A 25,757-nucleotide genomic window follows, 5' to 3' on the forward strand; every position below is an offset into this window, starting at 1 on the left:
CCATCACGGCTTGAGCTGCCGCTGCTTGTCTGTTAGCAAGGCGATCAACGCCGGTTCCCATTCGCTTAGCTGCACTTGCTGCCCCACCTGCAACAGGTTGTGATAGTGCTGCTGTGCCAGCGCCGTCATCCCCGCTTTTTCCAGTAGCTGGGCGCTGAGCAATTGCAGGTAAAAACGGTCCCTGGGTTCGGATTGCTGCGATTGCCGATCGATCATCTGTAACGCGGCTTCCAGTCCTTGCTGTTGATAGCATTGCCAAATTTCATCCTGTTCAATAGTGTTACCTCCCCCTTTGGCACCCATATCCTGCTGTAACCAGCTGGCAGATTCAGGGGAGAGGAATGGCGTCATATCGGTAAAGTAAAGGGTGGTTAACGCCGGCATCCGTTCGATAAAGGCGCTCAGTTCGTCGCGTATGGCCTGCGCAACTCCTGCGTATCCCAGCCGAATAGCGATCTGCGCCGAAAGCGCGTGGCCATCCAGCCAGTAAGGTGCCAGCGCCAGGCTCTGTTCTACCTGTTGCCACAGGGCCAGATCCGCAGTCGCAATGCGCCCCAGATAATCGGCCATGCGATCGACAGAAACGGCTGCCAGCGGCGTGCGCCCATCGGCCTGCGCTATCGGTGGCGCGGTCAAGCTGCCCCACAGGGCATGGCGACGCAGGCGGAAACCAATGGCGGCTTCCGGGTGCAGTTCACACAGCAAATCCGCCATTTTCAGCAGCGTTTGCCGCCAGGCTTTATCGCTGGAGTTATCAATGCTCAGGCTGGGGCTGATCGTTCTGCTGGCAGTGGTTGATGTCGATGCCGAACCAGACTGAGGGCGTTCTTCCTCCTCAACCACCGGTTCAACGGTGCGAGTAGGCAACCGCGCATAGCTGGTTCGCAGGCTATCCACCTCTTTCGCCAGGGCCGGTTCGTCGCTGTGCCAGACCTGGGCCAGATGTGCCAGCAAACCTTGCACATCCTGGCGTTGGGCATCCGTCGCCCGTTGGCTAAAGCTGCCGCTGGCGCTGTCAAAACGCTTGAGGATCTGCTGGGCAAAGCGGCGCTTATGCAGCGGGTTCAACGGCCAGGCGCTGGTCCAGAAGTTCTGCACGTAGGCGGTCAGCAAGGAGATCGCCAGCATCAGGTCGCTCGGTTCGCCCCCGTGCTGCAAGGTACGCAGCAGGTGCACCACCAAACGGAAGTCTTTGCTTTTTTGCGACAGCAGAGCCATCGCCTGCTGCTGAAGGTCATCAATATTCAGCGAGCTGTGGGTCAGCGAACCCACTTTGACCATCTGGCTGTCGATATGCTCCCATTGCGGATCGTCATCGGCCAACGCCTTGGCGGTCTGCTCGGGCGTCAGCGGTGTCAGCAATAATGCATGCCAGGGATGTTGTGACGTGCTATCCATAGTCCTCACCAGTGGCAGGCGTTACGCAGCGGTTTCAGCGCTGGCGTTAACTGCGAAATATTAAATGTCAGACGGGGTAACCCGCCGTTGGTACCGTCGATCGTCAGCGTCTGCGCCGACATCAACCGCTTGATCTCATCAATGCCAGCCAGGCCCCGGCTGGATTCCAGCAGATAGCCGTTTTCACGCAGGAACCACTGCACGTTAAACCGATCGCTATCCGCCGTTAGCGTCACCGCACCGTCTTTTTGCGGACCGACCAAGGCGATCTGCAAACGGGTAATGTTGTCGATGCAGCTCAGCATCAGCACCGGCCGCGGTGGTGGCACACCAATCGCTGGCGTGGTCAGCACCACCTGCGGGTTGTTGCCCTGCCCTTCGCTTATCAGGAATGCCGTCGAGTGATCGCGGCGGCCTTTTTCCTGCGCCATGGCTCGCTGCCAGGCTGGCCCGGCCTGTACCTGACCAGGGTTGTCGCCGCTGGCCGCTGACAACGCGTTGTCGTAGCAGTCCAGACGCACCAGCGGCGAGCTTTCACTGCGGCAGTTCATCAGCAGCGCCAACTGATGCGCATCCCCTTCAGGCTGCGACAGCGAAAGGCCGCTTAGCCACTCGGTGGCTGAATTGCTGCCGGAAAGCAGTAACGAACCGATCAATAACCACGTATTCATAGCTAACACCTGTATTTCGCCAACTTGTAACCCAGGGTGCGCGGCGTGATCCCCAGGCTGTCGGCGATGCGGTTTTTGTCATTGCCGTACAGACGCTGGCGCTGCGTCAGTACCGCGGCTTCAAACGCCTCCACCGCGCTAGACAGGTCATCTATCTTGCTGTAATCGCGTGATAGCTCTGGCGAGGTGGAAACGTCGGAGGTGCTCAGCGAGACCATCAGCTCATCCAACTGTTTTTCACGCACCTTGAACATCGATCGCAGCTGGACCAGTTGCGATCGCAGATGCTCCACCTCTTGCAGCTTGTTGAGGCGGTGCTGAAAAATCTGGCAATAGATAGAGAACATGCCCCGGCTGTCCACAAATCGATCGATATCCTCGGCAAACACCGCAATCACCCCGCAGGCCCGCCCCTGAAAATCAAACAGCGGTACGCCATACATACTGCAACCGTTGGGCAACGCCTCAATAAAGCCGCGAAAACCGTCATCTTCAATGCGCACCCCGCGATTGAGCGCGTACCAGACTTCGGGCGCGCCATTACGCAGCACCCGCACCAAAGGGTGGTTGGTGTCTTCGATATCGGCTTCCAGCTTCACCGTAGCGCGCCGGTTGGCATCAGACAGGCGGAGACATTCCAACTGCCCCTCACTGGCGTTGAACATCGCCACCATCAAGCCGTCGAACCCGTGACGGTGGTGATCCAGCGTCAAAAAGCCATGGACCAAATGCTCGACCGAATCGTTTTCCAGCAGCGCCAGTAAGCATTTCAGCCGTTGCCTCATAGCGCCTCCTCGACCTGTGCGGTAAACGCATTTCCCTCCGTGGCGATGCGGATATGGCTAATCGCCGTACCTGCCGCCATTTTTTGCAACAGCAGTAGGGAAACCGGCGGCAGCAACGCCCCGTCGATAATCGACTCAAGCATGCGCGCCCCGTTCTCGGCACGGGTGGCACGTAGCAGGATCTCCTCGATCACCTCAGGCTCAATCACCACTTCGGCGTTAAAGCGCTGGCGCAGCAGGTTATCCAGGCGTTTGAGCTTGCCGTGGATGATGGTTTGCAGCGTGTCCTTGCCCAGCGGCAGGTAAGGCACCACTTCCATACGCGCCAACAGGGCCGGTTTGAAGAAGGCCGCCAGCTCGGGGTACAGCAGTTCGCCCAGCAGTTCCGGCTGTTCGGCGTGATCGACAATGGTCTGATAGCCCAGGTTGGAGGTCAGGAAGAACACCACGTTTTTACAGTCGATGATGCGGCCTTCGCCGTCGGCCAGTTCACCCTTGTCGAACGCCTGATAGAACAGGTTGAGCACGTCGGGATGGGCTTTTTCGACTTCGTCGAGCAGCACCACCGAATAGGGTTTCTGGCGGATGGCTTCAGTCAACACGCCACCTTCGCCATAGCCCACATACCCCGGCGGTGAACCGATCAGGCGCGAAACGGTGTGTTTCTCCTGGAACTCGGACATGTTGATGGTGGTGAGATAGTGGCGCCCGCCGTACAACAGCTCAGAGATCTGCAATACGGTCTCGGTTTTACCCACGCCGCTTGGCCCCACCAGCAGGAAAGCGCCCATTGGGCGACCCGGACGGCGCAAATCGGCCCTGGCGGTCAGCAGATGCTGATGCAGGCAGTGGATCGCGGTTTCCTGGCCTTTGATCTGTTCGCCAAGATACGTTGGCAGCTCGGTGACCACCGACAGTTCACTCTGCGACAGGCGGTTTAACGGCACGCCGGTCCACTCGGCGATCACTGCCGCGATCTGATGTTTATCCACGTGTGGAGAAACCAGGGTCTGATGCTGTTGCAGTTGTTCCAGCTCGGCACCCAGCGCAGCCAGATTAATAACCTGTTCTTCCGTCGCATTTTCTTCCTGCGTCAGCAGCTCTGCCCGCAGGGCGATGATCTGCTGCACCAACTGCTGCTGGGTTTGCCAGCTGGCATTCAGGTCCGCCAGTTGCTGTTCGATCTCAGCGCGCTGTTGTTGTAACACCGATAATCGCTCATCCGGCTGGCTCAGGTTGAGGCGCTGTTCACGCTCCAACATCTGGATTTCCATCGCCTGCTGGTGCAGCTGCGTTTTCAGTGCCGATACCTGGCGTGGAGCCGAAGTCAGGTTGATCGCCACCCGCGCGGCGGCGGTATCGAGCACGTCGATGGCCTTGTCCGGCAGTTGGCGGCCAGAGAGATAGCGATCGCTGAGCACCGCCGACGCCTGTAGCGCCTCGTCGTCGATCAGCACGCCATGCGCCTTCTCATAGATAGTGCGCAGGCCGCGCATGATCACCGTGGCCTCTTCGGCACTCGGCTCAGAGACTTTCACCAGTTGGAAACGGCGCGACAGCGCGGCATCCTTCTCAAAATACTTTTTGTATTCGCTCCAGGTGGTGGCGGCGATGGTTTTCAGCTCACCGCGCGCCAACGCCGGTTTCAGCAGGTTGGAGATATCCAGGCCACCCTGCTGATTGCCCGCGCCGATCAGCGTATGGGCTTCATCAATAAACAGGATGATCGGCGTGGCCGACTGGGCAACTTCCGCCATGATCCCCTTGAAGCGCTTTTCGAACTCGCCTTTTACCGCCGCACCAGCCTGCAACGCACCGAGATCCAGCGTCATCAGTTCGCTGTTGCACAGCTTTTCCGGCACCTGGCCGTCCACGATACGCAGCGCCAGGCCTTCGATCAGAGCGCTTTTACCCACGCCTGCCTCACCCACCACGATCGGGTTGTTCTTGCGGCGGCGGCACAGGATATCGATCATCAGGTCGATTTCTTCATCGCGGCACAGCACCGGATCCAACGTCCCTTTACGGGCCTGTTCGGTCATGTTGCTGGCATAGCGCGCCAGCAGGCTTTCGCCGTTGGCGACAGCTGCGGTTTTATCTCCCGCTTTTGCTACCCGAGGGGCTTCTGCGGAATCGGCAGTCCAGTCAGCAAAGTTCTGGCGCAACAGTTCGCGGTTCACCGGGGATAACAACCGGCTGGCCGCCGGTGTTAAATAACGCATAGGGCTCAGCAGTAAGGTCAGTAACATCACCCCACCGCGCAGCTGGCCGTGATCCATTTCGGCCGACGCCAATAGCCAACTGTCCTGCAACCACTCCACCAGCAATGGGGAGAAGCTGGGATAAGCCTGAGTGACCGACTGATAGCCGGAAATACGTTGATCGAGTGACTCACGCAATGCGTCAGTGTCCACGCCAGCATGATTAAGGATCACCCTGACGTCGCTTAAGGGGCTGGCGACCATCTGCATTAATACCTGCGAGACCGTCACTTCCGCTTCCTGCAGGCTGACGCAGTGCGCCGCCGCGGCCTCCAAGGCATGGCGGGCGATGGGATTAAGGCGGTTTACCAGCGTGGGCAAGTCAATTTGAATCATCTGTGCTTCCTAGCTCAATAAATTGTTTAGCTGCTGCAAAATATCCTGAGTCTGTCCATGTAACTGGACGGCATAGAACAGGTAAATCACCGTCAACAGCCCTAAGCCACCCCATAGCAAATGCTTGATGGTCAACCGTTTACTCAGGTAGTAACGCCCGCCGGTGCGGCTTTGTTTCTGGTGCAAGACGGTTGCGGGGGCTTCACCGCGCAGCTGTTGCAGTTGATGATGCAGCCGGCGGAACAGCCGTTCAAAGTCATCGCTGTTTTGCAATGTCACCTTGTAGCGGCCGCGATAACCCAGGCAGAAACACAGGTAGATGAACTCCAGCAGATCCTGATAACGTTTGGGTTCACCCATCAGGCGTTCCAGCAGGACGTACACCTTCTCGCCGCCCCAGGTTTCGTTATGGAAATGCACCAGCAAGGACTGCTGCAACCAGCCATTTTGCGTATTCCAACCGTGCCCTAACGCCGTCTCATCGATAAAGGTACAAAGCACGTAGCGGAACGAAACGATCGCCCCTGGCTCGTAGCCTTTGGTTTGCAGGAACTGCTCAATGGCGCGGATATCCGTTACCACCTGCTGGTAAAGCTGGTCTGGCAGCGGCTGGTTTTCCATGTCTTTCAAGCGCAGCACCATGCCGAGTAACGGCGTGGCAGCGTCCACCATCGCATTCAGGCTCTCGCCGCGCAGCGGGAGCTGATATTGCCGATACGAAGTAACGGTTTCCGTTTCGGGCAGCGCTGGATTATCCGTGACGGCATGCATTTTCATTAGCTGCTCCTAATCGCCCAGAACTGCATATCCAGTTCAGGGAAGTCACCCGAAACGTGGAAGGCAATCGCATTGCTTTGCAGGACCTCTTTCCAGGTCGGGCTTTGTCGATCCAACATGAAGTAGGTATAGCCGGAATGGTAAGGCAGCTGACGCGGTGCGGCAGAGAGCGCCACCAGCGGTACACCAGGCAGTTGCAGGCTAACCAGCTCACGGATTTTCTCCAGCGAGGTGATCTTGGTTTGCTGCACGAATTGACGCCGCAGCTGTTCCTGCGGGATCTGCGCCCGGACGGCCAGCACAAAGTCGGCGCTGCGCAACAGATCGCTATCGTTGATCGTCCCCACACGAATGCCGTTAGGCTGTGGATGCAGCTGTACCGAGATGGCACGCGGTGTCAGCACCGTGCTGAGCGTTTGGCGCATCGCCAGGAACAGCGGCTGGAAGCAGTCGGTCAGGTTGTCATGGTTATAAACGATGAAGCTGCCTGCCAGACGCGATTCGTCGGTAAAGGTGCGCAACTCGCCGCAGGTTTGCACCAGGTGGCTATAAAAATCCTGTGGGTGCAGCACCGCCTGATGAGACAGGTGAGTGAACAAAGGCTGCATGCGGTTAAACACCTGCAGCATCATGAATTCGGCCACGTCGGCAATCCCCTGCTGGCCCGGCGAACCGATACGTTTGGCCAACAGCCGGGCGCGCTCCACCAAGGTACCCTCCACTTCATCCATAAAGTCTTTCAACTGTACGGAGGCGTGCAGAGTGGTGCAGGTAGGAATAAATTCTTCATCCAGGATCAGTGAGCCGTCCGGGTGCTTCTCTTTAATGCGGCAGACCGGCAGCACGGAATAGGCGCTGAGATCTTCGGAGCCCTGCATCAAACGCGGTGCCAACTGGGCCAGCAGCAGTTGGCTGACATCGCCGCCGTCGGTATGCAAATCGCGCACATCATCGGTATGTTCGGCGTAGCGGATCGCCCCAGGCAGTTGGCTGTGCGGGCTGGCAACCTCATTGATGGTGTCGTTGAGCATCGGCAACGCCAGATAGATATCGCGGCTGGCGGCATCGTTGCAGTTCAGTACGTCGAGCGGTTTGGGCGCGCAATCCTGATAAGGAATATCAAACACCGTGCCATCGGCCATGCTGCCGCTGGCGTTGGTCAAGCCGATACGCCCCAGCTTGAGCAGTTCCTGATTGATCTGCAGCGAGTGGAAGCCATAGGTGTAATTGGTCAGCGCGGTGATGCGGCGCTGCAGCTGATAATCGTTATGTCTTTGTTGCTGTTGAAAGTGTTGTGGCTTAATGAACAGGCCTTCGCGCCAGATCACCCGATTCTTGGTCGGCATGGTTATTCTTCCTCTTTCCTTAAGTCGATTTCATCCGCTTTAACGTGGATCAGCACGCCGTAGTTGTGACCAACATCTTTGATCTTGATGATTTTTTTCCACTCAGCGCGATCAACGTCGGCATAGTAGGCAATCACCCCCAGATAGTGGGTCTTCTCTTCCAGCTCAATAGCGGGTAACGGTTTATATTGGCTCGGCAGCAGGGTGTATTCCTGGTGGTCGATGTAGTTCTTACTGAGCGTTTTCTTCAGTATTTCCGTGTCGAGCTGGTCGTAGTCAGCCGCCAGCAGTTTGGAATCATCGCTCAGGTACACCACCGCAATCTCGGTCGGCGCGGCCTCGCCTTTCTCATTGGGGTTGATATTCGCGTCCGCCAACAGCGTTAACCGCAGCGTAGAAGGCTGCTCGGTAACGCGCTCCGGCTTCTTGTTTTTCCATATCGTGCATCCTGACAGCATCAGCACCAGGCATAGCGCAGTCGTCAGAAAGTATCCTCTGCCACCTTTCATCGTTCGCTGTCCTTCATCCCCTGGCGCAGCGCCTGGTCGTAAGCCTGTTCATACACTTCGCCAAACAGCTTTTCGAAGCCCTGCTGGCGGCTGGAGGCCAATTCCTGGTAGTAGTTTTTGTACATTTCCCAGGCCCAGGCGGAGTCTTGATCCTGGCGTTCGTTGCTGCGCATGTAATGGCTAAAGCGCGTCAGCAGTCGCTCTGGGGAGAAGGCTTCCAACATGGTGCACAATGCCTGGGCAATCGCCTGTTGGTTGGCCTGATGGTGCAGGCGCAGGTTATGCAGGCTCTCGGCCACCGCCGCCGGGGCAGAAAGGTGGACCGGGCTTTTTTGATCGGCAAACAGCAGGCTGAGCGTGGTGTCGTAATCCATATTCAGGCGCAGCGGGTTATCTTCGATTGGCCGCAGATGTTTGTCCCGCAGGCCGTGTTGGCTGCGCTGCAAGGCCAATAGCCCTTCGATGGCGGCCCTGAGCGTTTTGCCGGCTTCTTCGAGGAAGTCATTGGCCTCCTGGCTGTTGCGGATTGGCAGTTGCGCGCCAAAACCCCGCATCAGCGGCGTGATCGCCACGTGCTGCTGTTCCATCTTGCTGTCTGACGGTGCCTGCTGGCCGGAAAGAAAACTGCTGATTTGCGGCAGATCGATAAACTCCTGATCCATGGCACTGTCCTTGGTGATATCAGAAAGTGGAGAAGAGAACAGCGGATCGCGGTAGCGATCCTGTTGTAATGATTGATCGGCACCGGTGAGGGTGCTCAGAGGTTCGTGCATCGTCAGGCTCTCGGTTTCCAATACCCGCAGCGGGTCGTGGCTGAAACCGTTAGCGACCGTGGCGGCCAGGCGGTTGTCCTGCTCATGGTGGGAAGGCTGCGCATTCCCACCTTCCATCATCGCTTCCAGCGGGTTGCTGTAGCTGGAGACCAGCGATTCCGGTGAAACCATCAGCGGGTCGATCATATCGGCGTTCGAACGGCTGATATGGCTCTTGATGGCCAGATTGCCTACGCTGATCTCGTCACCTTGCTGGATGCGCACCAAACCGGAGTTTGCCGTCAGCATCGACTGGTTAATACTCACCGCACCGTTGAGCACCCGCAGGCAAAAGGACCCATCACGCCATTCAATGGCAAACTGTGAAGGGCTGATATTGCCGCCCTGATCCTGAATAGACCAATGATGGCTGCCGTCACTGCCAACCACCCCACCCTGTGCGTTAAACAGGCTGCTGGCCGGTTTGCCACTTTCCAATCTGTCGCTATTGACGACTCGCAATGATAGCGTCGGTTGCTGTTTATCCATGATCTCTCTTCCTGAATCTTGATTGTCATTCCATAACGCTAATGGTTACGTGGGGCTGTTGCTCGGGTTCCCCGAGGAAGCTGGTCCAGCCCAGCAGGTTATTTTGTTCTGTTCCCAGGATCATGCCGCCCACCTGCTGCTCTGCCAGACCCAGGCGTAAATCCCACGAAAACTGGTCGCGCATAATGAAGGCCACAAACATCTCTAACGGCTCGTAATTCTCCCCGTTAGGTAAAAATGACAAGAACTGTTCACGCGTCAGTTGGTTGAGGCACAACTGATATTTGCCGCTGCGATCCGCCACCTGCGATCCCAGCGAGAAATTGACGCCCAGCACCGATTTCCCCTGGTATTTCTGGCCGCTGACCTTCACCCTGCCGCCCAGGCGATTCTGCTGCTCCGGGGCAATTTTGACCTTGCGCAGTTGCCAACTTTGCAGCGTCACATCCGCCAGGTTGAAACAGTGCGCCACCAGGCTGCAAATCACCTCCGGGGCACGCCCAGGGCTGGCCAGCAAGCCGGCATAGGCCAGCATTTTGCCGTGGTGGATGCGCAGTTTTTTGCGGATCGCCTCGTTACTTAATCCCACTAACGCAAACATGCGCTGCGAGACATCATCGTTACCGCCCTCGTCAAAGCAGATGTAGTAGCGGTATTTGCGCCAAATCTGATGCAGCAGCGTTAACAGCCGGTGGTTGAACACGTTGAGAAAATCCGTCAGGCGGTTTTCATTCTGGGCATCTTCCCAGGCCAACGAGTCCAGGTAATAGCCGGGCAACGGCGACTGGCTGCCATGCAACCCAAGGAAAGAAACTTCCAGCTCAAACTGGCCGCGAGCGGAAGTCTCCAACGCGATCACGTCACGGGTTGGAAAAGCCAGGCTGGCGGTCGATTTAAAGCGGATGGCCTCATCGGCTGGCCTGGCTGAACCAGGGGATTTTTGCCACGCTACCGCCATTTGGTTGAGCAACTCGACCAATTGGTAAAAGTTATAACGTGACACATCCAGCGCTGGCTCAGGCGGTACGCCTTCACCCGCGCTTACATCAATGCATGTTGACCCGTCTGTACCGGCCATTGGTAACATTCCTGATTATCAAGATTGATGACTTTCAAAAGGTGGAACGAGTTGACGCTGGCATACAGGGAGAAGAAGCGTGCCAACACCGTACCAAACAGGTAGAGCTCACCTTCAGAACCAAAAGCGCTTTGCTCCAGCCAGAGGGTGGTTTGCAGACCTCTGACCGGTAAACCCCGGAACAACCTGTCGATCGGCTGGGTTTCGATACGCGAAATCGCGTCCAGTTTTTTTTGCGACGACCGAGCGGATTGCCGGTTGTGTACGCTGGGAAAATCATAGGTCTGCAGGATCTGTTTTAACGAATCCTTGTCCAATAATGACATGTAGTTCAATGACATATTGGACAACAAAGACCATTGCAGGCTGCCATCCAACACCGGATACAGCGGTACCGAAGGCCGGGTAATATTACGGAAGGTGGCAAATGACGGGCCTGCTTGCGTCCGTTGGCAGATATCACCCACGCGTAGCGCCAGCGGTAATTCGCGGTTGGTACAGGTCATGCTCACCGACACGTTTTCTTGCGACAGCGCCACCTCCGTCTCATCACTGCGCACAAAGGAGATGTAATGCTCAAAGCCCTTACGGAACAGTGAGTTTTTCACCCGCAGGCGGTAATAGAGCATGTTGCGCTCCTGCGCAGGCTCCACCTGATGATGGAAACTTTCGAACGCCGGATAGCTTCTGGCCTGCCCCCGCCCGCTGCCCTTGGGATCTTTGCTTAACCAGCTCTCCACGCGATCGATCGAGAAAATCTCGTAGCGCTCAGGATGATGGTAACTGGCGCACAGCGGATATTCGGTTTGTGTGCCATCCAGGGCTATCGCCTCGCTGTCGCGTTTGAACAGGTTCACCGCAGGGGTGCAGTTCAGGCGCAGCGTGGTTGGCCGTATCTTGACCTCAGGAGGCAATGGCTGGGAGAAATGCAGATTGAGGGTGAATTCGCTGGCTTTCAGATGCGCGGGGAAATCCACCACGCCAGCCACGTCAAAGAACAGGAAGCCTTCTGGGAAACAGAAATACTCCTGCAGGATACGGTAGCCGACATAGGCGTTTTTCGGATAAGGCAACAACGCATCTTCACGTTCAAAGCCCACCGGGTTGAAATCGAAGTCCGGCATCGGAATAGTGATGCCGTTGACCACCAACTCGGCCCGTTCGAAATAGTGACTGATCCAGAAATAGAGCTGGGTACTGGTGTAACCGTCCTCACCCAGATAGAAACGCAGTTTATCGAGCCGCATTTCCTGCACGTTCAACTCCGCCTTGGCGCCGAAGTGAATGCTCAATATCCCCTGTTCGTTGCTATTGTTGACGGCGATATCCTGAATACCCATCGGGAACAGCCAGACATCCCGGCACAGCGTGAAGCTGCACTGGGGTCCGTGTGTTTCGCTGTCGTTTTGCAACGCGCCGCGTTCCGCTCTTTGCGCAATCGGGACGCTCTCGATCTGGCTACCGCGCTCGATCAGCGTCGCTTCCGTGAGCGCACTGCTGTTCGGCGTGTATTCGACGATCGTCATGCTGGGCACTGGCCGCAAATAGTTCGGCCACAGCATATTCAGCAGGCCGTGTGTCAACTCCGGGAACTGGTCGTCGATCTTTTCGCGCAGATTGCCGGTCAGAAAGGCGAAGCCTTCCAACAGGCGCTCAACGTCCGGATCGGAACCCTGTTCGGATAAAAAGGCAGCAAGATGCGGCCGTTCGATTGCGGCATCCCGCCCTAATTGCCGGAGGTAATCCAGCTCATCCCTGAAGTACTTTTCGAACGACATTATGCTTCCTGGTTTAGGCAGTAACGGCGGTTGCTGTCCAATTGGATATTAAACTCAACCACATCGCCGATATTGTCGAAATCAACTTGAGCACTGATATGGAAACTCAATAACAGTGGGTCCCCCTGATCCACCAGGGATTGAACGGCAACCTCGGAAATTCTTGGCTCGTAGCGCTCAATACACTCCTTGATGGCCTGCTCAATACTCTTACGGAAATCAGACGTGGTTGCCGTAGCATCATTGAGATCAATAACCCCTAGGCCTGCAGCACTTTGGCAGGCTCCGGGGCGCGAATTGAGGACTTCGTTCAAATGCTGCTTGATTGAGATTAATAGCTCTTGAACACGGCTATGTGAGGAAGGGCCTAGGCCCTTCCCCTGGATACGCTCAAACAAGCTGGCAGAACTTCCTCGCTCCCAATTAAGAAGCGCAGCCATTGCCTGTTATTCCTTATCCAAACGACCAACCAGCGAGAGCTCGAAACTGGCTCCCATGTATTTGAAGTGTGGACGCACCTGCATCGCCACCTGGTACCAGCCCGGATCCCCTTCGACATCCAGCACCTGGATCTGAGCAGAACGCAGAGGGCGGCGGCTGCGGACATCGGTCGGTGGGTTTTCCTGATCGGCAATGTATTGCTTGAGCCAGATGTTCAGCTCACGCTCCAGATCCTGACGCTCTTTCCACGAACCAATCTGCTCACGCTGCAGCACTTTGATGTAGTGAGCCAGACGGTTGATGATGAACATGTACGGCAGTTGGGTACCCAACTTGTAGTTGGTTTCCGCCATCCGTCCTTCATGGGTATTCGGGAATACCTTCGGCTTTTGCACTGAGTTGGCAGAGAAGAAGGCCGCGTTGTCGGTGCCTTTGCGCATGGTCAGGGTAATAAAGCCCTCTTCCGCCAGCTCAAATTCACGACGGTCGGTGATCAGCACTTCGGTCGGGATCTTCGCCTGTACCTGGCCCATCGCCTCATAGAGGTGAACCGGCAGGTTGTGCACCGCACCACCGCTTTGTGGCCCGATGATGTTCGGACACCAGCGATACTTGGCGAAGCTGTCTGTCAGGCAGGCGGCCAGCAGGAATGCGGTGTTGCCCCACAGGAAGTGTTCGTGATCCTTGCTGACGTCTTCGTAGTAGTTGAAATTCTTGATCGGGTTTTCAACGGTGGAATACGGCAAACGCAGCAGGAAACGTGGCGTGGTCAGGCCCAGATAACGGGAGTCTTCCGACTCGCGCAGCGCACGCCATTTGGTGTGTGCTGGCCCTTCGAACACCGACTTCATGTCTTTGATGGCAGGCAGCTCGGTAAAGCTGTTGATACCAAAGAAGTCCGGCGCAACGCTGGAAAGGAACGGCGCATGTGCCATGGCCCCAACGGCGCTGACGTATTGCAGCAGCTTCATATCCGGGGCGCTGTTGCTGAACGCATAGTTACCGATGATGGCTGCGGTAGGTTCGCCGCCAAACTGGCCGTAACCGGATGAGTACACGTGCTTGTAGAAACCAGACTGGATAATTTCCGGCGAGAACTCAAAATCTTCCAGCAGCTCTTCTTTGGTCGCGTGCATGATGTTGATTTTGATGTTTTCACGGAAATCGGTGCGATCCACCAGCAGTTTCAGTGAACGCCAAGAGGATTCGATTTCGCGGAATTCTTTGGCATGCAGAATTTCGTCCATCTGGGCACTGAGCTTTTTATCCAGCTCAATGATCATTCTGTCGACCAACAGCTTGTTGATCGGCTCTTCGTTGGTGCCAGTGTCCAGAATGCTGCTGATAAATGCAGCAACGCCCTGTTTGGCGACGTCATAGCCATCATTCCCCGGCATCATGCGGGTCTGAGACATGATTTCGTCTAGCAGGAAAGTGGTACTGGTAGGCTCGGCAGCTAAAACCGCATTTTCTTCATGTAAAGACATACGTAAAATTCCCTCTTTCCGTCTCAATTATTTCTGATTAAGAATGTCCAGTTCCTTTAGCAACTGCTCACGCATTTCTTCATTGCCTAGGAGATCTTGCAGACGAGAACGGAAGGCAGGAATGTTGCCCAGAGGCCCTTTCAGGGCGACCAGCGCTTCCCGCAGTTCCAGAATTTTTTTCAGTTCGGGGACGTTTTTCGCCACGTTGTCCGGTGAGAAATCGTCGAGAGAATTGATCGCCAATGTGACCGGCATCTCTTCTTTCCCCTCACCTTCCAGGTGATTGGGTACCGTGAACGAAAGGTTGATATTGGCTTCGTTCATCACCGCGTTGAAGTTGTTCTTGCTGACGGAAACGACCTGACGTTCTTCAATCGGGGTGTCTTCACGAACCCCCTTGAGATCGCCAACCACCATCAGGTTCAGTGGCAGTTCGATTTCAGTGGTTTGATCGCCCGTGTTAGGAACGTACTTGATGTTGATCCTTTCCTTGGGGGCAACACTGCTTTGATTATTCTTACTCATCACTCGTCCTTTTAGTCACAATAAGGGAATACCAGCTAATGTTTGTTGAATGAGCACCGGAAAATGACATTCAGATATCATCCATGCTAATAGCGTTAGCGCCATCTATTCAGATAGAAAATCTATCGCCGTAAAACTAAATACCTTTGTTTATGCCGCCTCGAAACTCAGGAATAATCCTATTTAGCACGCGAATATGGGAATTTTCCCATACACTCACAGAAACCTGCGAAACATCCTAAATAATATCAAAAACCCCGGGAAATCAGTTTACGGTTGACGGCAAAGCTGGACAGATCCTGCATTAGCATAGCTTCACTGAATGTATCGTCCCCGATCTGACCGGTAAAAGTCCATAAATTTTTCTTTACTAAGCATCCTAATAATTTATCACATGGCGAGAACAACTTTCAGCTTATGATCATAAAAAATAATTTCATGAAAATTAATTACCCCAACCAAAACAACAAGTTAAAAAATAAAGTAATTATTTTAATTATGGTAATGACGCAAATCATAACTATCATCAATACTTAAACCAGCATAAAACACCAATAATGCAAATATTATAATTTTTTATCCCATTAACGATACCAATAAACCTTGCAAATTTGTGAGTGGCTTGGCACTAGGGAAAGACCCGATTATAGTGATGGCCGAAGTGAGAAGTGGGGCAAGTGACATTCGAGGTCGATTAATATCGGCTAGTCGGTGTGACTAGCATTGAGTTATTACTAAGCTTATCTAACAAGGATCTTTAAGATGCCAACTCCAGCTTATATCTCTATCACAGGGAAAACCCAGGGTAATATTACCGCCAGCGCATTTACCGCTGAATCTGTCGGTAACATCTTTGTTCAAGGCCACGAAGACCAGATGCTGGTTCAGGAATTTGAACATATCGTTACCGTACCAACCGATCCGCAGTCTGGCCAGCCGTCAGGGCAGCGTGCACATAAGCCATTCCGCTTCACCGTGGCTTATAACAAAGCTGTTCCATTGCTGTATAACGCATTGGCCTCTGGCGAAATGCTGCCAACGGTTGAATTGAAATGGTACCGCACCTCGATCGAAGGTAAACAAGAGCACTTCTTTACCACCAAACTGGAAGATGCCACCATCATCGATATCGACTGCAAAATGCCACACTGCCAGGATCCAACCAAAGCTGAGTTCACTCAGTTGGTTCGCGTTTCACTGGCATACCGTAAGATCACTTGGGAACACACCACTGCCGGGACTTCTGGTTCTGACGACTGGCGTGCCCCAATCGAAGCCTAAGGCCAGCCTTAGCTTCGCCCAAGCAGCCAATCGGGAGATTGGCTGCTCTTTTACATCCGCTTGCGCGCGCATATGGCCATCGGGAAGATCATCTCGCGCAGTTCATAACCACCGTTGCCAACGGAGGTTATCGAGATATAGAAGTCTTGTTTGTTCTCAAAGATCAGGTCATTGAACAACGCATCCGGCACGCTATTGACGGTGGCGTAATTTTCATCACTGATTTTTTTAAGATGATAGTAGCTACCGTAGGGCTCATTGCTGTAGTTAAAGTAAATCTTGCGGTTGACATTATAAGTCACCCCTTCCTTGTTGAGCACCCCTCTTACATAAAGCATGCCTATATTGTCGCTTACCAGCATGAGAGAGATGTCACCTTCAATCTTGCTGTGGCTGGCTACATTTTCGAAGTAGACCTCCGTATCACACTTGAAGTATTGCCTTTTGCTCTCCATAGACATCAGATACGCCAATGCTGAAGCACATAACAACAGAATGATGGTAAACACCCAAGCCAGCCTTTTCCTGTTCATCATCTTCAAACCACTTTTATGCTGTAGCAATGATCATAATTGCCGCCATGCTCATTGCGGCACAAAGACAGCATTCTGAATTGGTTGGCGCTCTGTTCTTCGCCACTGAGATAGAAAAACACGTCATAACGGTCATACTCACAATCAACGCCATTCTTACTTATCATCTCCATGATGAGAGCGATGGATGCCTCCCGTTTTTTTTCAGGGATCTCCCTCAGGGTTTTCAATACGCAGCCTTTATACTTATAGAGGGTTTTAGGCTGAGTATTTGCAAACAGCGAGTGAATGTTATCGCCATACAGCGAAGTAAACAGCGCCAACAAAACCACTATAAAAAGGGCGAGACTCATATAAATTGACCGGAAAGAAGATTTTTCCTTCACCGTTGATCCCTGAACCACCCCCGCTGACTGCCCTTCCTCCTCAACCAGGACAATCAGATGTTTGCGGTTCAAGGCAAAGCCTTTTTTGGGCACGGTTTTAATCAGATCGTGCAGGCCAGCCAACTCTTCCAAATGCTTCCTCAATATACTAATATGATTATTGAGGTTATTATTTGACGCCGTTAGCCCATGTTCTGACCAGACAACATTTAGTAAATGCTCCCGAGTCACTCCGGCAGGATTTTTCAAAAGTTCACAGAAAAGCCGAGATGAAATAGCACTTAACGTTAATGTTTTATTATTCTGTTTATTGGAGAGTAAATGCTCTTCGGTATCAAAGAGCAAACTGTCGTTGATAATATAGTTCACTTAATCACCTGCTACTTTGCATAACATGATTAAATAGCTGCACCTAATGGTGCTAGAGAAGGATGTCATTCATTTTACTCAGCAAAGCTAACGCTCTGTCATGGCAATATCATTCACCAGACAGTTTTTTTTATCAAGTATTATGCGGCTTTAGGATTATTTATGCTTAAATAAAAAACAGCAAAAAAACATAAAATAGCTACTTAATAGTAACTAAATATAACTACGCGACTTATTTTGTCGTTGAAACACAGTGCTGCACACTAATATTCCTAATAAAATATATTTTTCAGAATTTAAAGCTATTTATCGTCATTTTGCCAGACAAAAATGCCATTCCAGTCAACTGGGCTTTGGCCTCGCCAAACCGCCGTACTATCAGTCAAAAATATGGTTGCCCATGCAAAAGCGGATCAGTTCCTGATTACTCTCGACGTTCAATTTACGCATAGCGGAATTCTTCTGCAGGCTAACCGTCTTGGCACTCCGATTAAGCCGTTCAGCAATATGCGCTATGGAGTCACCCTCGACAAAATAACGCAAAACTTCAAACTCGCGTGGGGATAGGCTATTGATGCGTTGCTGTATAAATACCTCACGCTCATCACTACGGCCATCGCTCTGGAACGAAGCTGGATAATATCTGGCGTTCACCCGAACGGCCCGTAACGCTGATTGAACCTCTGATAGCGGATCCTGTTTGAATATTACGCCCGCCACCCCGGTGTCGTAGAGCGCTGAGACGATCATCGGATTGGAGATCATGGTCAATACCAACATTTTGACCTGTGGGAAATTTCTGATCAGGAAATCGACGTAGCGTAAACCGTCTTTATGGACCTCATCATTAGGCATATTGTAATCGGTGATAACAACGTCGGGAGGGGTGGTTTTCAGATAGCGAACCAACTCATCGGTTGAGGTGAAGGTGGCCACTACCTCGATATGGAGGAGTTGATCCAGAAAGTCTTTCAAACCAGCCAACACCACCTGGTGGTCGTCCACCAGGACTACGCGTAATGTTTTCATCGGCCACCTTCTTTTGATCAGATTAATGCGATGTTGTTCAAAACCTGACGTATGTCAGCGATGATGGCGGACATTCTGGCTTTCCCATGCTCATCCAGACCCTGCGTTTGCATATGTAACTCAATCGCTGCCATTTGCGCCGCCAACGCCCGATGATGGGCCAACGCCAGCGCAGCTCGCATACGGTGCAAGGCCGTGGCAACCCGGCCAGCATCGCCGTCTGCCATCCCCTGCTCTAGCTGACGCATATCTTCCGCCATGGTGCTGAGAAAAATATCGCGGTGTTTATTGAGCACGTTGGGTTCTACGTGTTTGAAATCCCTATCGTCGTTACTCTCGAGTTGATTATGGCCGCTGTGGGAATATTTGCGCAAGATTTCTACCAATGTCCGTAACTCAATCGGTTTGACTAACCAGGCATTCATACCTGCTTCAACACAGCGGCGTTCCTCGTCCAGCATCGCGTTGGCCGTTACCCCGATAATCGGCACCGTAGCCCCTTCCGCACGCAGCTTACGCGCCAAATCGTAACCATTCAGGTAAGGCATGTTGACGTCGGTCAGCACCAGGTCGTAGGGAGTGATATCCCACTGCGCCAACGCTTCTTCACCATCGCCCGCCAGTTGGACCTCACAACCCAACAGTTCGAGTTGCCCCTGTAGCGTGACCTGGTTAAGGGGATGGTCATCCGCCACCAGTACGCGAAGGTGGAATTGCGGCAGTGCCATTTCGAACTGTTCGTTTGGTGGGTCACCGTTGAGCAGTTGGCCAATGCCATAACCTATGCTGCTTAAGCTGTACGCATCCACCACCGCGCCATTGGCAACTTCGCCGGATAAATAAACGGCTAAAATCGGCCCATGCCACTCAAGCGCTTCACCCGGCGAGCTCCGCTGCACATCCAGCAAAATAGCCTCGTCATTCCCCGGCAACAGCTGATCTATAGCCGGGGCCGCTCTAGCCCCCCAATACCGCAGCCAAGTGCAGATATTTTCCGTCAGTTCCGGATGCGGCGACCGTACTAACACGATGGCTCCTGCCAATTGCGGTTGCTGCACATCAGGCGTTTCGGCAACGGCAAGTTCCAACGTCACTGCAAACTTGCTGCCTACCCGAGGTTCACTCTTCAGCGTGATTTCCGTCCCCATCAAATCGGCAAGGCGTTCACAGATCGAAAGGCCCAGCCCCGCGCCCCCCACATTGCTGTGACCCTCGCCAGCCAAATAGAAGGGAGTGAACAGTTTTGCCTGATGTGCTTTAGAGATGCCGACCCCGCTGTCACAGACCTCCAGGTGCAGCCGGGTGTACTCGCGGCCAGCTTCAACCTGACTGAGCCGAACGATGACATGGCCAAACTCGGTAAACTTGATCGCGTTACTGATGAGATTACTCAGGATCTGTCTGATACGTGCCGCATCCCCGATCGCCACCGGCGGCACCCCTGGATCGACCACAGAGAATAGCAGCAAGCCCTTGCGGTGTGCCATTGCCGCATAAGTGCCAGTGCAGCCTTGTACCAGCTCGCGCGGCTGAAATGCCCTCTTTTCCAACCGCATCTGGCCGGCCTCAATCTTGCTGACATCCAGGATATCGCTGATCAATTGCAGCAGCATTTGTGAAGAATCGTCGATACGCTCGACATATTGACGCTGCTGGCGATCCAACCGAGTGGTGGCTAACAGCTCCAAAGTGCCTAATGCACCATACAGCGGCGTGCGGATCTCATGGCTCATGGTGGCCAGGAAGGTGGACTTTGCCGCGCTGGCGTCATCCGCCGCCGCCTTGGCTCGCGCCAGTTGGCGTTCTATTTCCGCCCGTGCGCTGACGTCCGCAAAGGCGCAGAGGATCACGTCATGCTGCCTGTAACGGGTTGGCGCATAGGCAACGTAAAGTATCTTTCCTGCCATATCCAGTTGCTCAATAACCCCGGCAGCCGGTGCGGAAAGTACCTGTTCCCACAGCCTGGCGGCGGCGGGATCAGGCAACCGTTCACCGACCGTTGCCCCTAACCAGTCCAATGCCAGCGCATTACCAAACACCAAATGACCATCGGCACGATCGATCAGACACAACGCAACCGGCGCCGTCTGTATCAGAGTGCGGTTAAAGGCATCGCTTTCCAGTATTTCATGTTGGGCCACCTGGGCTGGCAAGATCACCTGCCGGTTATACCAACGCAGATAAGCCAAACCGATGGTGATGCCGATCAGCAACACCAGTAGCACGCTAACTGGCAACCACAGATTGTCCTGCAAAAAACTCGCATAGCTTACGGAATAATACCCCGTCCAATTGCCGCTTGTGTCGACAACCTTGAACACCAGACCGCTCAGGGTGTAGTGCAAACCTGGCAGATCGACACTCGGTGGCTGGCCTTCCCCCATCAACACGCCGTGCGCTTTATGGCTCAACCACATATGGTGATAGCGCTGTAGCCAGAATATATGACGTGGTGCCGGGTTGACGGCACGCTCCAGGACCCCCACCTGCGAACGGCTCAGCAGGGTTACCGCGTAGATACAGCTGGCGGGCCCTCTACTAAAGTGGCTCCAGACCCTGGGCGAAAACCCTGAAGGGATTAACCCAATCATCCGGCCTGGCAGAGCGGCCGGGCGAAACCAGATAGCCTCATCCTCTATCGGCTTGTCCCCTGGTTGCCATTGGCAATCCTTGATTGGCACACTGCTGTTTAACCGTTCACGTACGGCATCGACCACGGCTCGATAAGTCTCAAGGTCGATCGGTTCATATCTAGCACTGACATTAATCGCAGGTACGCTGATGCTGGCATCGTCAGCTTCATTAATGAAGAACACGTTAGCAGCAGGAAAGTAGGATGCGGCCCAAAACGAAGAGTAAAAATCGGCCAGGTAGCTACCTAGCGGTAGTAGCGCCTCAGGCTTGATAGGGCAATTTTTTTCACACAGCAAAGAGAACGGCATATCCACCACGGACTCACGCCCTTCAAACAGCCTGTCGCCCCCAGCCGGCAAGGTGGTAATCTCATGAAAACTGCCAATGCTCGTATCGGGCAGCTCTGACAGTTGCCCGCTCTGATGACGTAATTGATGCAGAAAGGTTTCCTGTTCGTGGGCATACCCTACCAGCGTCAGGAAGTCTAAGGTGAAGCGGCCGCGCTCCTGATCGATAATGCGCTGTGCCCCCCAATACAGGCCAGCGACCAAAACCATCGCCAGCACCGCCAGACCAGACAGCGCCTTGTTTTGTCTACGTAACGTATGGGTGATCCGGCTAAACGGCGTTTGTGGCATAGGATGACTACCTGCAATGAAACCCGGGGCTTATACTGATTATAAGATTAGCAAACCAGAATGCCCACCCAGTCTAACCAGACTTGATTCAACATAACCCAAATATTGCGTGGTAATCTTTGGTAACCACCAAAGCAAGCAGCACCAGCAAAATAACAATGGTTATTGAGAGGAACCACAGGGTAGCTGGATAGTCCATCGCTGTAGCCTTTTTTGCCACTTTGACTTGTTCCTCTGGCCGGTCAGAAACCTCAGCCCCGAGCACGTTCACAGCGTATTTCTTGTTCACTACAAAGCCTTTTTTGGGCAAGGTGATGATCAGATCATCCACCTCAGCAATGCTGGCAATGTTCTTGCGTAACAGGCTGATATGGTTATTGAGATTATTATTTGACGGTTTCAGACCATGATTGGACCACACCGCATCCAGCAGATAGTCACGCTCAACCCCCGCCACATTTTCTAGCATCTCAACAAATAAGCGGGCGGTGATCGCCCCGATCTCGAGTGATTCATCTGGTGATTCTTGCAAGAATAGCGTTCTTTCGTCGCTATCAAATACCAGCCCGGTATCAATGATATACTTCATATTATATTAACTTTATATTTTAGCTGCAGATAAATGATCACCTGAGGAAGATTTCATCTCAGATTTTCTACTCCACGCATCTGCGGGCAATGCGTCTCGATAAGCCAACGCCTGAACTCGCCTTTGTGCTTGAAGTTAAGCTTGTTCATCGCTTTTATTTTGTGCGCACTGACCGTTTTCTGATGTATGCCAAGCAGCTCACCAATTTCGATATTGGTGTAACCAATGGAATAATAATGTAATACGTCCTTTTCTCGCAGGGTCAATGACAGAGGTTGCCTAATCTGCGCAAACCTCTGGGGCGCGAGATAAACCTCATCGATTTTCTGCAAGAGCGTGCTGACAGATTGATTGCGTTGCAGAATTTTAATCGACTTTTCTGGGCAATTTAAAATCAGTTCAACCTCTGGCTGAATAATGAATATCACCTCAGTGCTGACCATTTTCCTGGCGTAGAGATATTGCGACAGATTATTGACGCCAATAAAGGCCAAATAGTAATGAACATTGGCATCAAGTGTTTCATTAACGTCAACAAAGATACCTTTTTCATTAAAGTAGTGACCCAAAAGTTGTGTCAATCCCTGCGTAAAGAACTTGTCATCGTTCGATATAAGTACTTTTATCTTCATTGTGATATAAGGTTAATTTAGCTGATGCCTAATACCATTCAATGGTGCCAAGCAGTCCGTATCACGTGCGATAAGAGAGCATTATCCAAATTTATCAATCGAGCGATATAAGGAAAGCCTTAAAGCACGCACATTGATGTTTAGATGGACAACAAGTCGAAGGGCAAGATAGGTCTTGATTATCTGACACGCCATTCCTTTGCAAACTATTACAGCCTAATAACACTGGTATTCACACCAAGACCCCCATTATGCGGGGTAGGCCAACTTGAGTTCCATCCTCCAAGAATCTTCTGAGCGAAAATTCCTCCCTGCTAATATTAATTAATGTCGTTCAGCTGTCAATGATCGTAAAAAAAGCCGCGAAAATTCAATTCAATTTGTTGATTTCAATTGGTATTTCATCAAAAAATGGCTCTACGGCGCAGTGATAAATTCCTTTTTTGGTGTTTTATCACAAAACCACAGAAAAAGTAGATATAAACACCACTGTGGAAAAATTAAGTAGCTTTAAAAACTAATTACTTAATAATAAATAGTTAATTACACCAACGAAATTACCAAAAACCATTAGTTTCATTAAAAATGATAAAAAAATAGCTTTAATGATAAAATTTATCTCGTCAAGAGAGACATTATCATCAAAATATAGCCTTAAGGCTTGCTTAAAGTAAGGGTATGAGGAGAGGGATGGCTGCCTGACAGCAGGAAATTCCAAGCCTTGGCGGCTGGGTTAATTTGTGGCACATTCAGTTTTCTCCGCGAATGCGGAACCGATATAAGGTTTGAAAGCCAACCGGGGGCACGTTCGCTCCCCTCTCCTTTTGGGAGAGGGCGAGGAGCATTTATTGCCGCTTGCTATCTGATCAATTCACAGAAATCCCCCACTTCTTCATTCGCGATAGCAGCGTAGTGCGTTTCAGCCCAAGGCGCTGTGCGGCCCCGCGTGGCCCGGCAACCACGCCGTTGGTTTCTCTCAGCACGCGGAGCACCCGTTGGCGCTCATCTTCCTCCGGCGATACCGTTTCCGTGGCTGGTGCGGAGAGCACCACGGCGGGTTGCGAATACTGCAATTCAGGCAGCGGTAACTCCAGCACCGAGCCGCGCGTCAACAATACCGCCCGCTCAATCACGTTCTCCAATTCACGCACGTTACCCGGCCAAGGCATCTGGCTTAATACCCGCAGGGTTTGCGCCGGGATACTGTCGATGGTGCGCTTCATGCGGCGAGCAATTTTATGGGTCAGGAACTTCACCAACTGGGGGATATCCTCGGGCCGTTCACGCAGTGGTGGAATGACGATCGGAAACACGTTCAGGCGATAAAACAAATCGCTGCGAAATTCACGATCGGCCACCATCTGCTGCAAATCCCGGTTGGTAGCGGCAATCAGGCGGATATCGACGGATATCGGTTTGTTGCCACCGACTCGCTCAAACTCCCGCTCCTGTAACACCCGCAGTAGCTTGGGTTGCAGCTCAATGGGGATTTCTCCCACTTCATCAAGGAATAGCGTCCCCTTCTCCGCCAGTTCAAAACGGCCCATGCGTTGGGTGGAGGCGCCGGTAAACGAGCCTTTTTCATGGCCAAACAGGTCGCTTTCCAACAGGCCCGCAGGCATCACCGCACAATTCATTTTCACCATGCGCTGGTCACGCCGTTCGCTCAGGTTATGGATCGCTCGCGCAATCAGCTCCTTGCCGGTACCCGTTTCCCCGAGGATCAGCACCGAACAGTCGCTTTTAGCCACGATTTCGACCTGTTTGAGTACCGCAGACATCCCCGCGCTACGCCCGACAATCTCGCTCAGGTCGGGATGATTGACGTTGATCTGCTCGGCCAGATACAGGTTTTCATGCACCAGGCTCTCTTTGAGCCGGTTGATCTCCTGGCAGGCCAACGCGTTATCCACTGCGATGGCAATACGCTCGGCAATCTGTTGCAGCACCCGTAAGTTGGCCGCGTTAAAGCCATCTGCCTGGCATTGCGCCAGCTTCAGCACGCCCAGCTTCTTTTGGCCGAATATCAGCGGCAATACGCACAATGCCTCGATCCTACCCTGTGATATATCAAACAGCCGACGTTCATAACCGGAAAGCTGCTCAGCATTTTTCAGGTTCAACAGCAGCATTTCGCCGCTGCGCATCACCCGTTCGGTTAAGGTGCCTGCCAATGCCACGTTGTACTGCTGACGTTCGGCAGTATTGTTGTTCAGATAGTGGGTGGAGTAGATGGTGAGCTGCTCGGCGTGGTTACTGCGTAATACGATGCTGATGGCATCACTGTTGAAAAAGTGGTGAATTTTCTCCGAGATCTCCCCCATGACATCATCCAGATCCAGCTTTGACAGCACCGCATTGGTGACATCCACCAAGATGCGATAGTCATCCAGCTCATGACGCAACTGGTGCTGTTGCCGTTGCGCGTTTTCCAACAAAACGATCTGCTGCGTGGCCAGCGCCACCACTTCCATCAGCGTTTGCAACTGCACCAGGCTGGCATCGCTGAACGGCTCGCTTCCGCTACGCAGTAATTCACAGCCACCGAGCGGCCGCCCACCCGCATGTAGCGGCATCAAACAGTATTGGTTGAAGGGAGGATGCAACTTCAGGGCGCGGATTTGCGGATAGCGATCGTGCAGCTCATCGGCCTGCCAGCGCTGGGGTAACGAGCTGTGTTGAAAGCGGCTGACCGGACCATTCGCCAGCAGCGTTTCGTCCTGATAATTTACCGGCTGCTGCGCTTGATCCAGCCCGTGAAAACTCACCCGTTCACTGTGCGGATCAAATAGGACCAACGCGACGCTGTCGGCCAATTGCATGCGCTGCAATACCTGACGCAATTGCAGTAACAGATCGATGAAATTATGCTGCCCGAGCAGCATGCGCGTAATTTCGAGCAGGTCTTGTTGTTCTAAGCGTACAGTCGACATGGTTTATCACTTGTCTGAGTCACGAAGATTATTGCCAGCG

General features: G+C 53.0%; 21 protein-coding genes. 1 reads left to right on the forward strand and 20 read right to left on the reverse strand.

Features of this window, described 5'->3' with window-relative positions:
• Window positions 1-3: 3 nt before the first annotated feature.
• From tssA to tssB, 13 genes are read right to left on the reverse strand one after another with little or no spacing between them, the layout of a single operon-like run.
• Window positions 4-1,398, reverse strand: coding sequence for a type VI secretion system protein TssA (gene tssA / locus ACX9GU_RS16600; RefSeq protein ID WP_473192263.1), 1,395 nt, complete (start codon window positions 1,396-1,398; stop codon window positions 4-6).
• A gap of 5 nt (window positions 1,399-1,403) precedes the next feature.
• Window positions 1,404-2,069 (reverse strand): type VI secretion system-associated protein VasI, encoded by a 666-nt coding sequence (gene vasI, locus ACX9GU_RS16605; protein ID WP_024529709.1) that lies wholly within the window; start codon window positions 2,067-2,069, stop codon window positions 1,404-1,406.
• A 2-nt stretch (window positions 2,070-2,071) separates the two neighbouring features.
• Complete coding sequence (locus ACX9GU_RS16610; RefSeq protein WP_021178395.1) at window positions 2,072-2,854, reverse strand: helix-turn-helix domain-containing protein; 783 nt, start codon at window positions 2,852-2,854, stop codon at window positions 2,072-2,074.
• A complete protein-coding gene (gene tssH, locus ACX9GU_RS16615) occupies window positions 2,851-5,451 on the reverse strand; it encodes a type VI secretion system ATPase TssH (protein WP_473192264.1) in 2,601 nt (866 codons plus the stop codon). Before tssH ends, ACX9GU_RS16610 begins: the two co-directional genes overlap by 4 nt.
• Window positions 5,452-5,460: 9 nt before the next feature.
• Window positions 5,461-6,228 (reverse strand): type IVB secretion system protein IcmH/DotU, encoded by a 768-nt coding sequence (gene icmH / locus ACX9GU_RS16620; protein WP_473192265.1) that lies wholly within the window; start codon window positions 6,226-6,228, stop codon window positions 5,461-5,463.
• The gene (gene tssK, locus ACX9GU_RS16625) at window positions 6,228-7,574 is read right to left on the reverse strand and encodes a type VI secretion system baseplate subunit TssK (protein WP_024486774.1); all 1,347 of its coding nucleotides are present in this window, start codon (window positions 7,572-7,574) and stop codon (window positions 6,228-6,230) included. Before tssK ends, icmH begins: the two co-directional genes overlap by 1 nt.
• A 2-nt stretch (window positions 7,575-7,576) precedes the next feature.
• Entirely contained in the window at window positions 7,577-8,083 is a 507-nt protein-coding gene (gene tssJ, locus ACX9GU_RS16630) for a type VI secretion system lipoprotein TssJ (protein ID WP_024486773.1), read from the reverse strand.
• A complete protein-coding gene (gene tagH / locus ACX9GU_RS16635; RefSeq protein ID WP_473192266.1) occupies window positions 8,080-9,384 on the reverse strand; it encodes a type VI secretion system-associated FHA domain protein TagH in 1,305 nt (434 codons plus the stop codon). Before tagH ends, tssJ begins: the two co-directional genes overlap by 4 nt.
• A gap of 25 nt (window positions 9,385-9,409) precedes the next feature.
• Window positions 9,410-10,462 carry a type VI secretion system baseplate subunit TssG gene (gene tssG / locus ACX9GU_RS16640; RefSeq protein WP_368444775.1) on the reverse strand — a complete coding sequence of 351 codons (1,053 nt, stop codon included), beginning with the start codon at window positions 10,460-10,462 and terminating at the stop codon, window positions 9,410-9,412.
• On the reverse strand, window positions 10,426-12,240 hold the full coding sequence (gene tssF, locus ACX9GU_RS16645) for a type VI secretion system baseplate subunit TssF (protein ID WP_261245000.1): 1,815 nt from the start codon (window positions 12,238-12,240) through the stop codon (window positions 10,426-10,428). The genes tssG and tssF overlap by 37 nt, the downstream gene beginning before the upstream one ends.
• Complete coding sequence (tssE, locus tag ACX9GU_RS16650) at window positions 12,240-12,680, reverse strand: type VI secretion system baseplate subunit TssE (RefSeq protein WP_021178403.1); 441 nt, start codon at window positions 12,678-12,680, stop codon at window positions 12,240-12,242. Before tssE ends, tssF begins: the two co-directional genes overlap by 1 nt.
• Window positions 12,681-12,686: 6 nt before the next feature.
• Window positions 12,687-14,168, reverse strand: coding sequence for a type VI secretion system contractile sheath large subunit (gene tssC / locus ACX9GU_RS16655; RefSeq protein WP_179244525.1), 1,482 nt, complete (start codon window positions 14,166-14,168; stop codon window positions 12,687-12,689).
• A gap of 27 nt (window positions 14,169-14,195) precedes the next feature.
• On the reverse strand, window positions 14,196-14,693 hold the full coding sequence (gene tssB / locus ACX9GU_RS16660; protein ID WP_024529701.1) for a type VI secretion system contractile sheath small subunit: 498 nt from the start codon (window positions 14,691-14,693) through the stop codon (window positions 14,196-14,198).
• 762 nt (window positions 14,694-15,455) lie between these two features.
• Between tssB and ACX9GU_RS16665 the strand changes: the two genes are divergently transcribed.
• Window positions 15,456-15,974: an Hcp family type VI secretion system effector gene (locus ACX9GU_RS16665; protein WP_021178406.1), complete on the forward strand. Its 519-nt coding sequence runs from the start codon at window positions 15,456-15,458 to the stop codon at window positions 15,972-15,974.
• Between the two features lie 50 nt (window positions 15,975-16,024).
• Here the strand turns inward: ACX9GU_RS16665 and ACX9GU_RS16670 are convergent, their stop codons facing one another.
• From ACX9GU_RS16670 to flhA, 7 genes are all read right to left on the reverse strand, one after another.
• Window positions 16,025-16,510 carry a hypothetical protein gene (locus tag ACX9GU_RS16670; protein ID WP_473192267.1) on the reverse strand — a complete coding sequence of 162 codons (486 nt, stop codon included), beginning with the start codon at window positions 16,508-16,510 and terminating at the stop codon, window positions 16,025-16,027.
• Between the two features lie 2 nt (window positions 16,511-16,512).
• Window positions 16,513-17,262, reverse strand: coding sequence for a winged helix-turn-helix domain-containing protein (locus tag ACX9GU_RS16675; RefSeq protein WP_473192268.1), 750 nt, complete (start codon window positions 17,260-17,262; stop codon window positions 16,513-16,515).
• Window positions 17,263-17,640: 378 nt separating this feature from the next.
• Window positions 17,641-18,291: a response regulator gene (locus tag ACX9GU_RS16680; protein ID WP_473192269.1), complete on the reverse strand. Its 651-nt coding sequence runs from the start codon at window positions 18,289-18,291 to the stop codon at window positions 17,641-17,643.
• Between the two features lie 17 nt (window positions 18,292-18,308).
• Window positions 18,309-21,563 (reverse strand): response regulator, encoded by a 3,255-nt coding sequence (locus ACX9GU_RS16685; protein WP_473192270.1) that lies wholly within the window; start codon window positions 21,561-21,563, stop codon window positions 18,309-18,311.
• Window positions 21,564-21,651: 88 nt separating this feature from the next.
• Complete coding sequence (locus ACX9GU_RS16690; RefSeq protein WP_473192271.1) at window positions 21,652-22,152, reverse strand: winged helix-turn-helix domain-containing protein; 501 nt, start codon at window positions 22,150-22,152, stop codon at window positions 21,652-21,654.
• Between the two features lie 53 nt (window positions 22,153-22,205).
• Window positions 22,206-22,733: a LuxR C-terminal-related transcriptional regulator gene (locus tag ACX9GU_RS16695; protein ID WP_473192272.1), complete on the reverse strand. Its 528-nt coding sequence runs from the start codon at window positions 22,731-22,733 to the stop codon at window positions 22,206-22,208.
• A gap of 917 nt (window positions 22,734-23,650) precedes the next feature.
• The gene (gene flhA, locus ACX9GU_RS16700) at window positions 23,651-25,717 is read right to left on the reverse strand and encodes a formate hydrogenlyase transcriptional activator FlhA (protein ID WP_473192273.1); all 2,067 of its coding nucleotides are present in this window, start codon (window positions 25,715-25,717) and stop codon (window positions 23,651-23,653) included.
• Window positions 25,718-25,757: the final 40 nt, after the last annotated feature.

It is taken from the genome of Serratia sp. K1WW1, from assembly GCF_055790865.1.

Bases quoted from the DNA above. Each gene is read 5' to 3' on its own strand.
- ACX9GU_RS16665 (WP_021178406.1), top strand. From the start codon at position 15,456: ATGCCAACTCCAGCTTATATCTCTATCACAGGGAAAACCCAGGGTAAT.
- ACX9GU_RS16610 (WP_021178395.1), bottom strand. From the start codon at position 2,854: ATGAGGCAACGGCTGAAATGCTTACTGGCGCTGCTGGAAAACGATTCG.
- vasI (WP_024529709.1), bottom strand. From the start codon at position 2,069: ATGAATACGTGGTTATTGATCGGTTCGTTACTGCTTTCCGGCAGCAAT.
- tssC (WP_179244525.1), bottom strand. From the start codon at position 14,168: ATGTCTTTACATGAAGAAAATGCGGTTTTAGCTGCCGAGCCTACCAGT.
- tssG (WP_368444775.1), bottom strand. From the start codon at position 10,462: ATGGCCGGTACAGACGGGTCAACATGCATTGATGTAAGCGCGGGTGAA.
- ACX9GU_RS16670 (WP_473192267.1), bottom strand. From the start codon at position 16,510: ATGATGAACAGGAAAAGGCTGGCTTGGGTGTTTACCATCATTCTGTTG.
- ACX9GU_RS16685 (WP_473192270.1), bottom strand. From the start codon at position 21,563: ATGCCACAAACGCCGTTTAGCCGGATCACCCATACGTTACGTAGACAA.
- ACX9GU_RS16690 (WP_473192271.1), bottom strand. From the start codon at position 22,152: ATGAAGTATATCATTGATACCGGGCTGGTATTTGATAGCGACGAAAGA.
- tssK (WP_024486774.1), bottom strand. From the start codon at position 7,574: ATGCCGACCAAGAATCGGGTGATCTGGCGCGAAGGCCTGTTCATTAAG.
- tssF (WP_261245000.1), bottom strand. From the start codon at position 12,240: ATGTCGTTCGAAAAGTACTTCAGGGATGAGCTGGATTACCTCCGGCAA.
- icmH (WP_473192265.1), bottom strand. From the start codon at position 6,228: ATGAAAATGCATGCCGTCACGGATAATCCAGCGCTGCCCGAAACGGAA.
- tssA (WP_473192263.1), bottom strand. From the start codon at position 1,398: ATGGATAGCACGTCACAACATCCCTGGCATGCATTATTGCTGACACCG.
- ACX9GU_RS16680 (WP_473192269.1), bottom strand. From the start codon at position 18,291: ATGAAAACATTACGCGTAGTCCTGGTGGACGACCACCAGGTGGTGTTG.
- flhA (WP_473192273.1), bottom strand. From the start codon at position 25,717: ATGTCGACTGTACGCTTAGAACAACAAGACCTGCTCGAAATTACGCGC.
- tssJ (WP_024486773.1), bottom strand. From the start codon at position 8,083: ATGAAAGGTGGCAGAGGATACTTTCTGACGACTGCGCTATGCCTGGTG.
- tssH (WP_473192264.1), bottom strand. From the start codon at position 5,451: ATGATTCAAATTGACTTGCCCACGCTGGTAAACCGCCTTAATCCCATC.
- tssE (WP_021178403.1), bottom strand. From the start codon at position 12,680: ATGGCTGCGCTTCTTAATTGGGAGCGAGGAAGTTCTGCCAGCTTGTTT.
- tagH (WP_473192266.1), bottom strand. From the start codon at position 9,384: ATGGATAAACAGCAACCGACGCTATCATTGCGAGTCGTCAATAGCGAC.
- tssB (WP_024529701.1), bottom strand. From the start codon at position 14,693: ATGAGTAAGAATAATCAAAGCAGTGTTGCCCCCAAGGAAAGGATCAAC.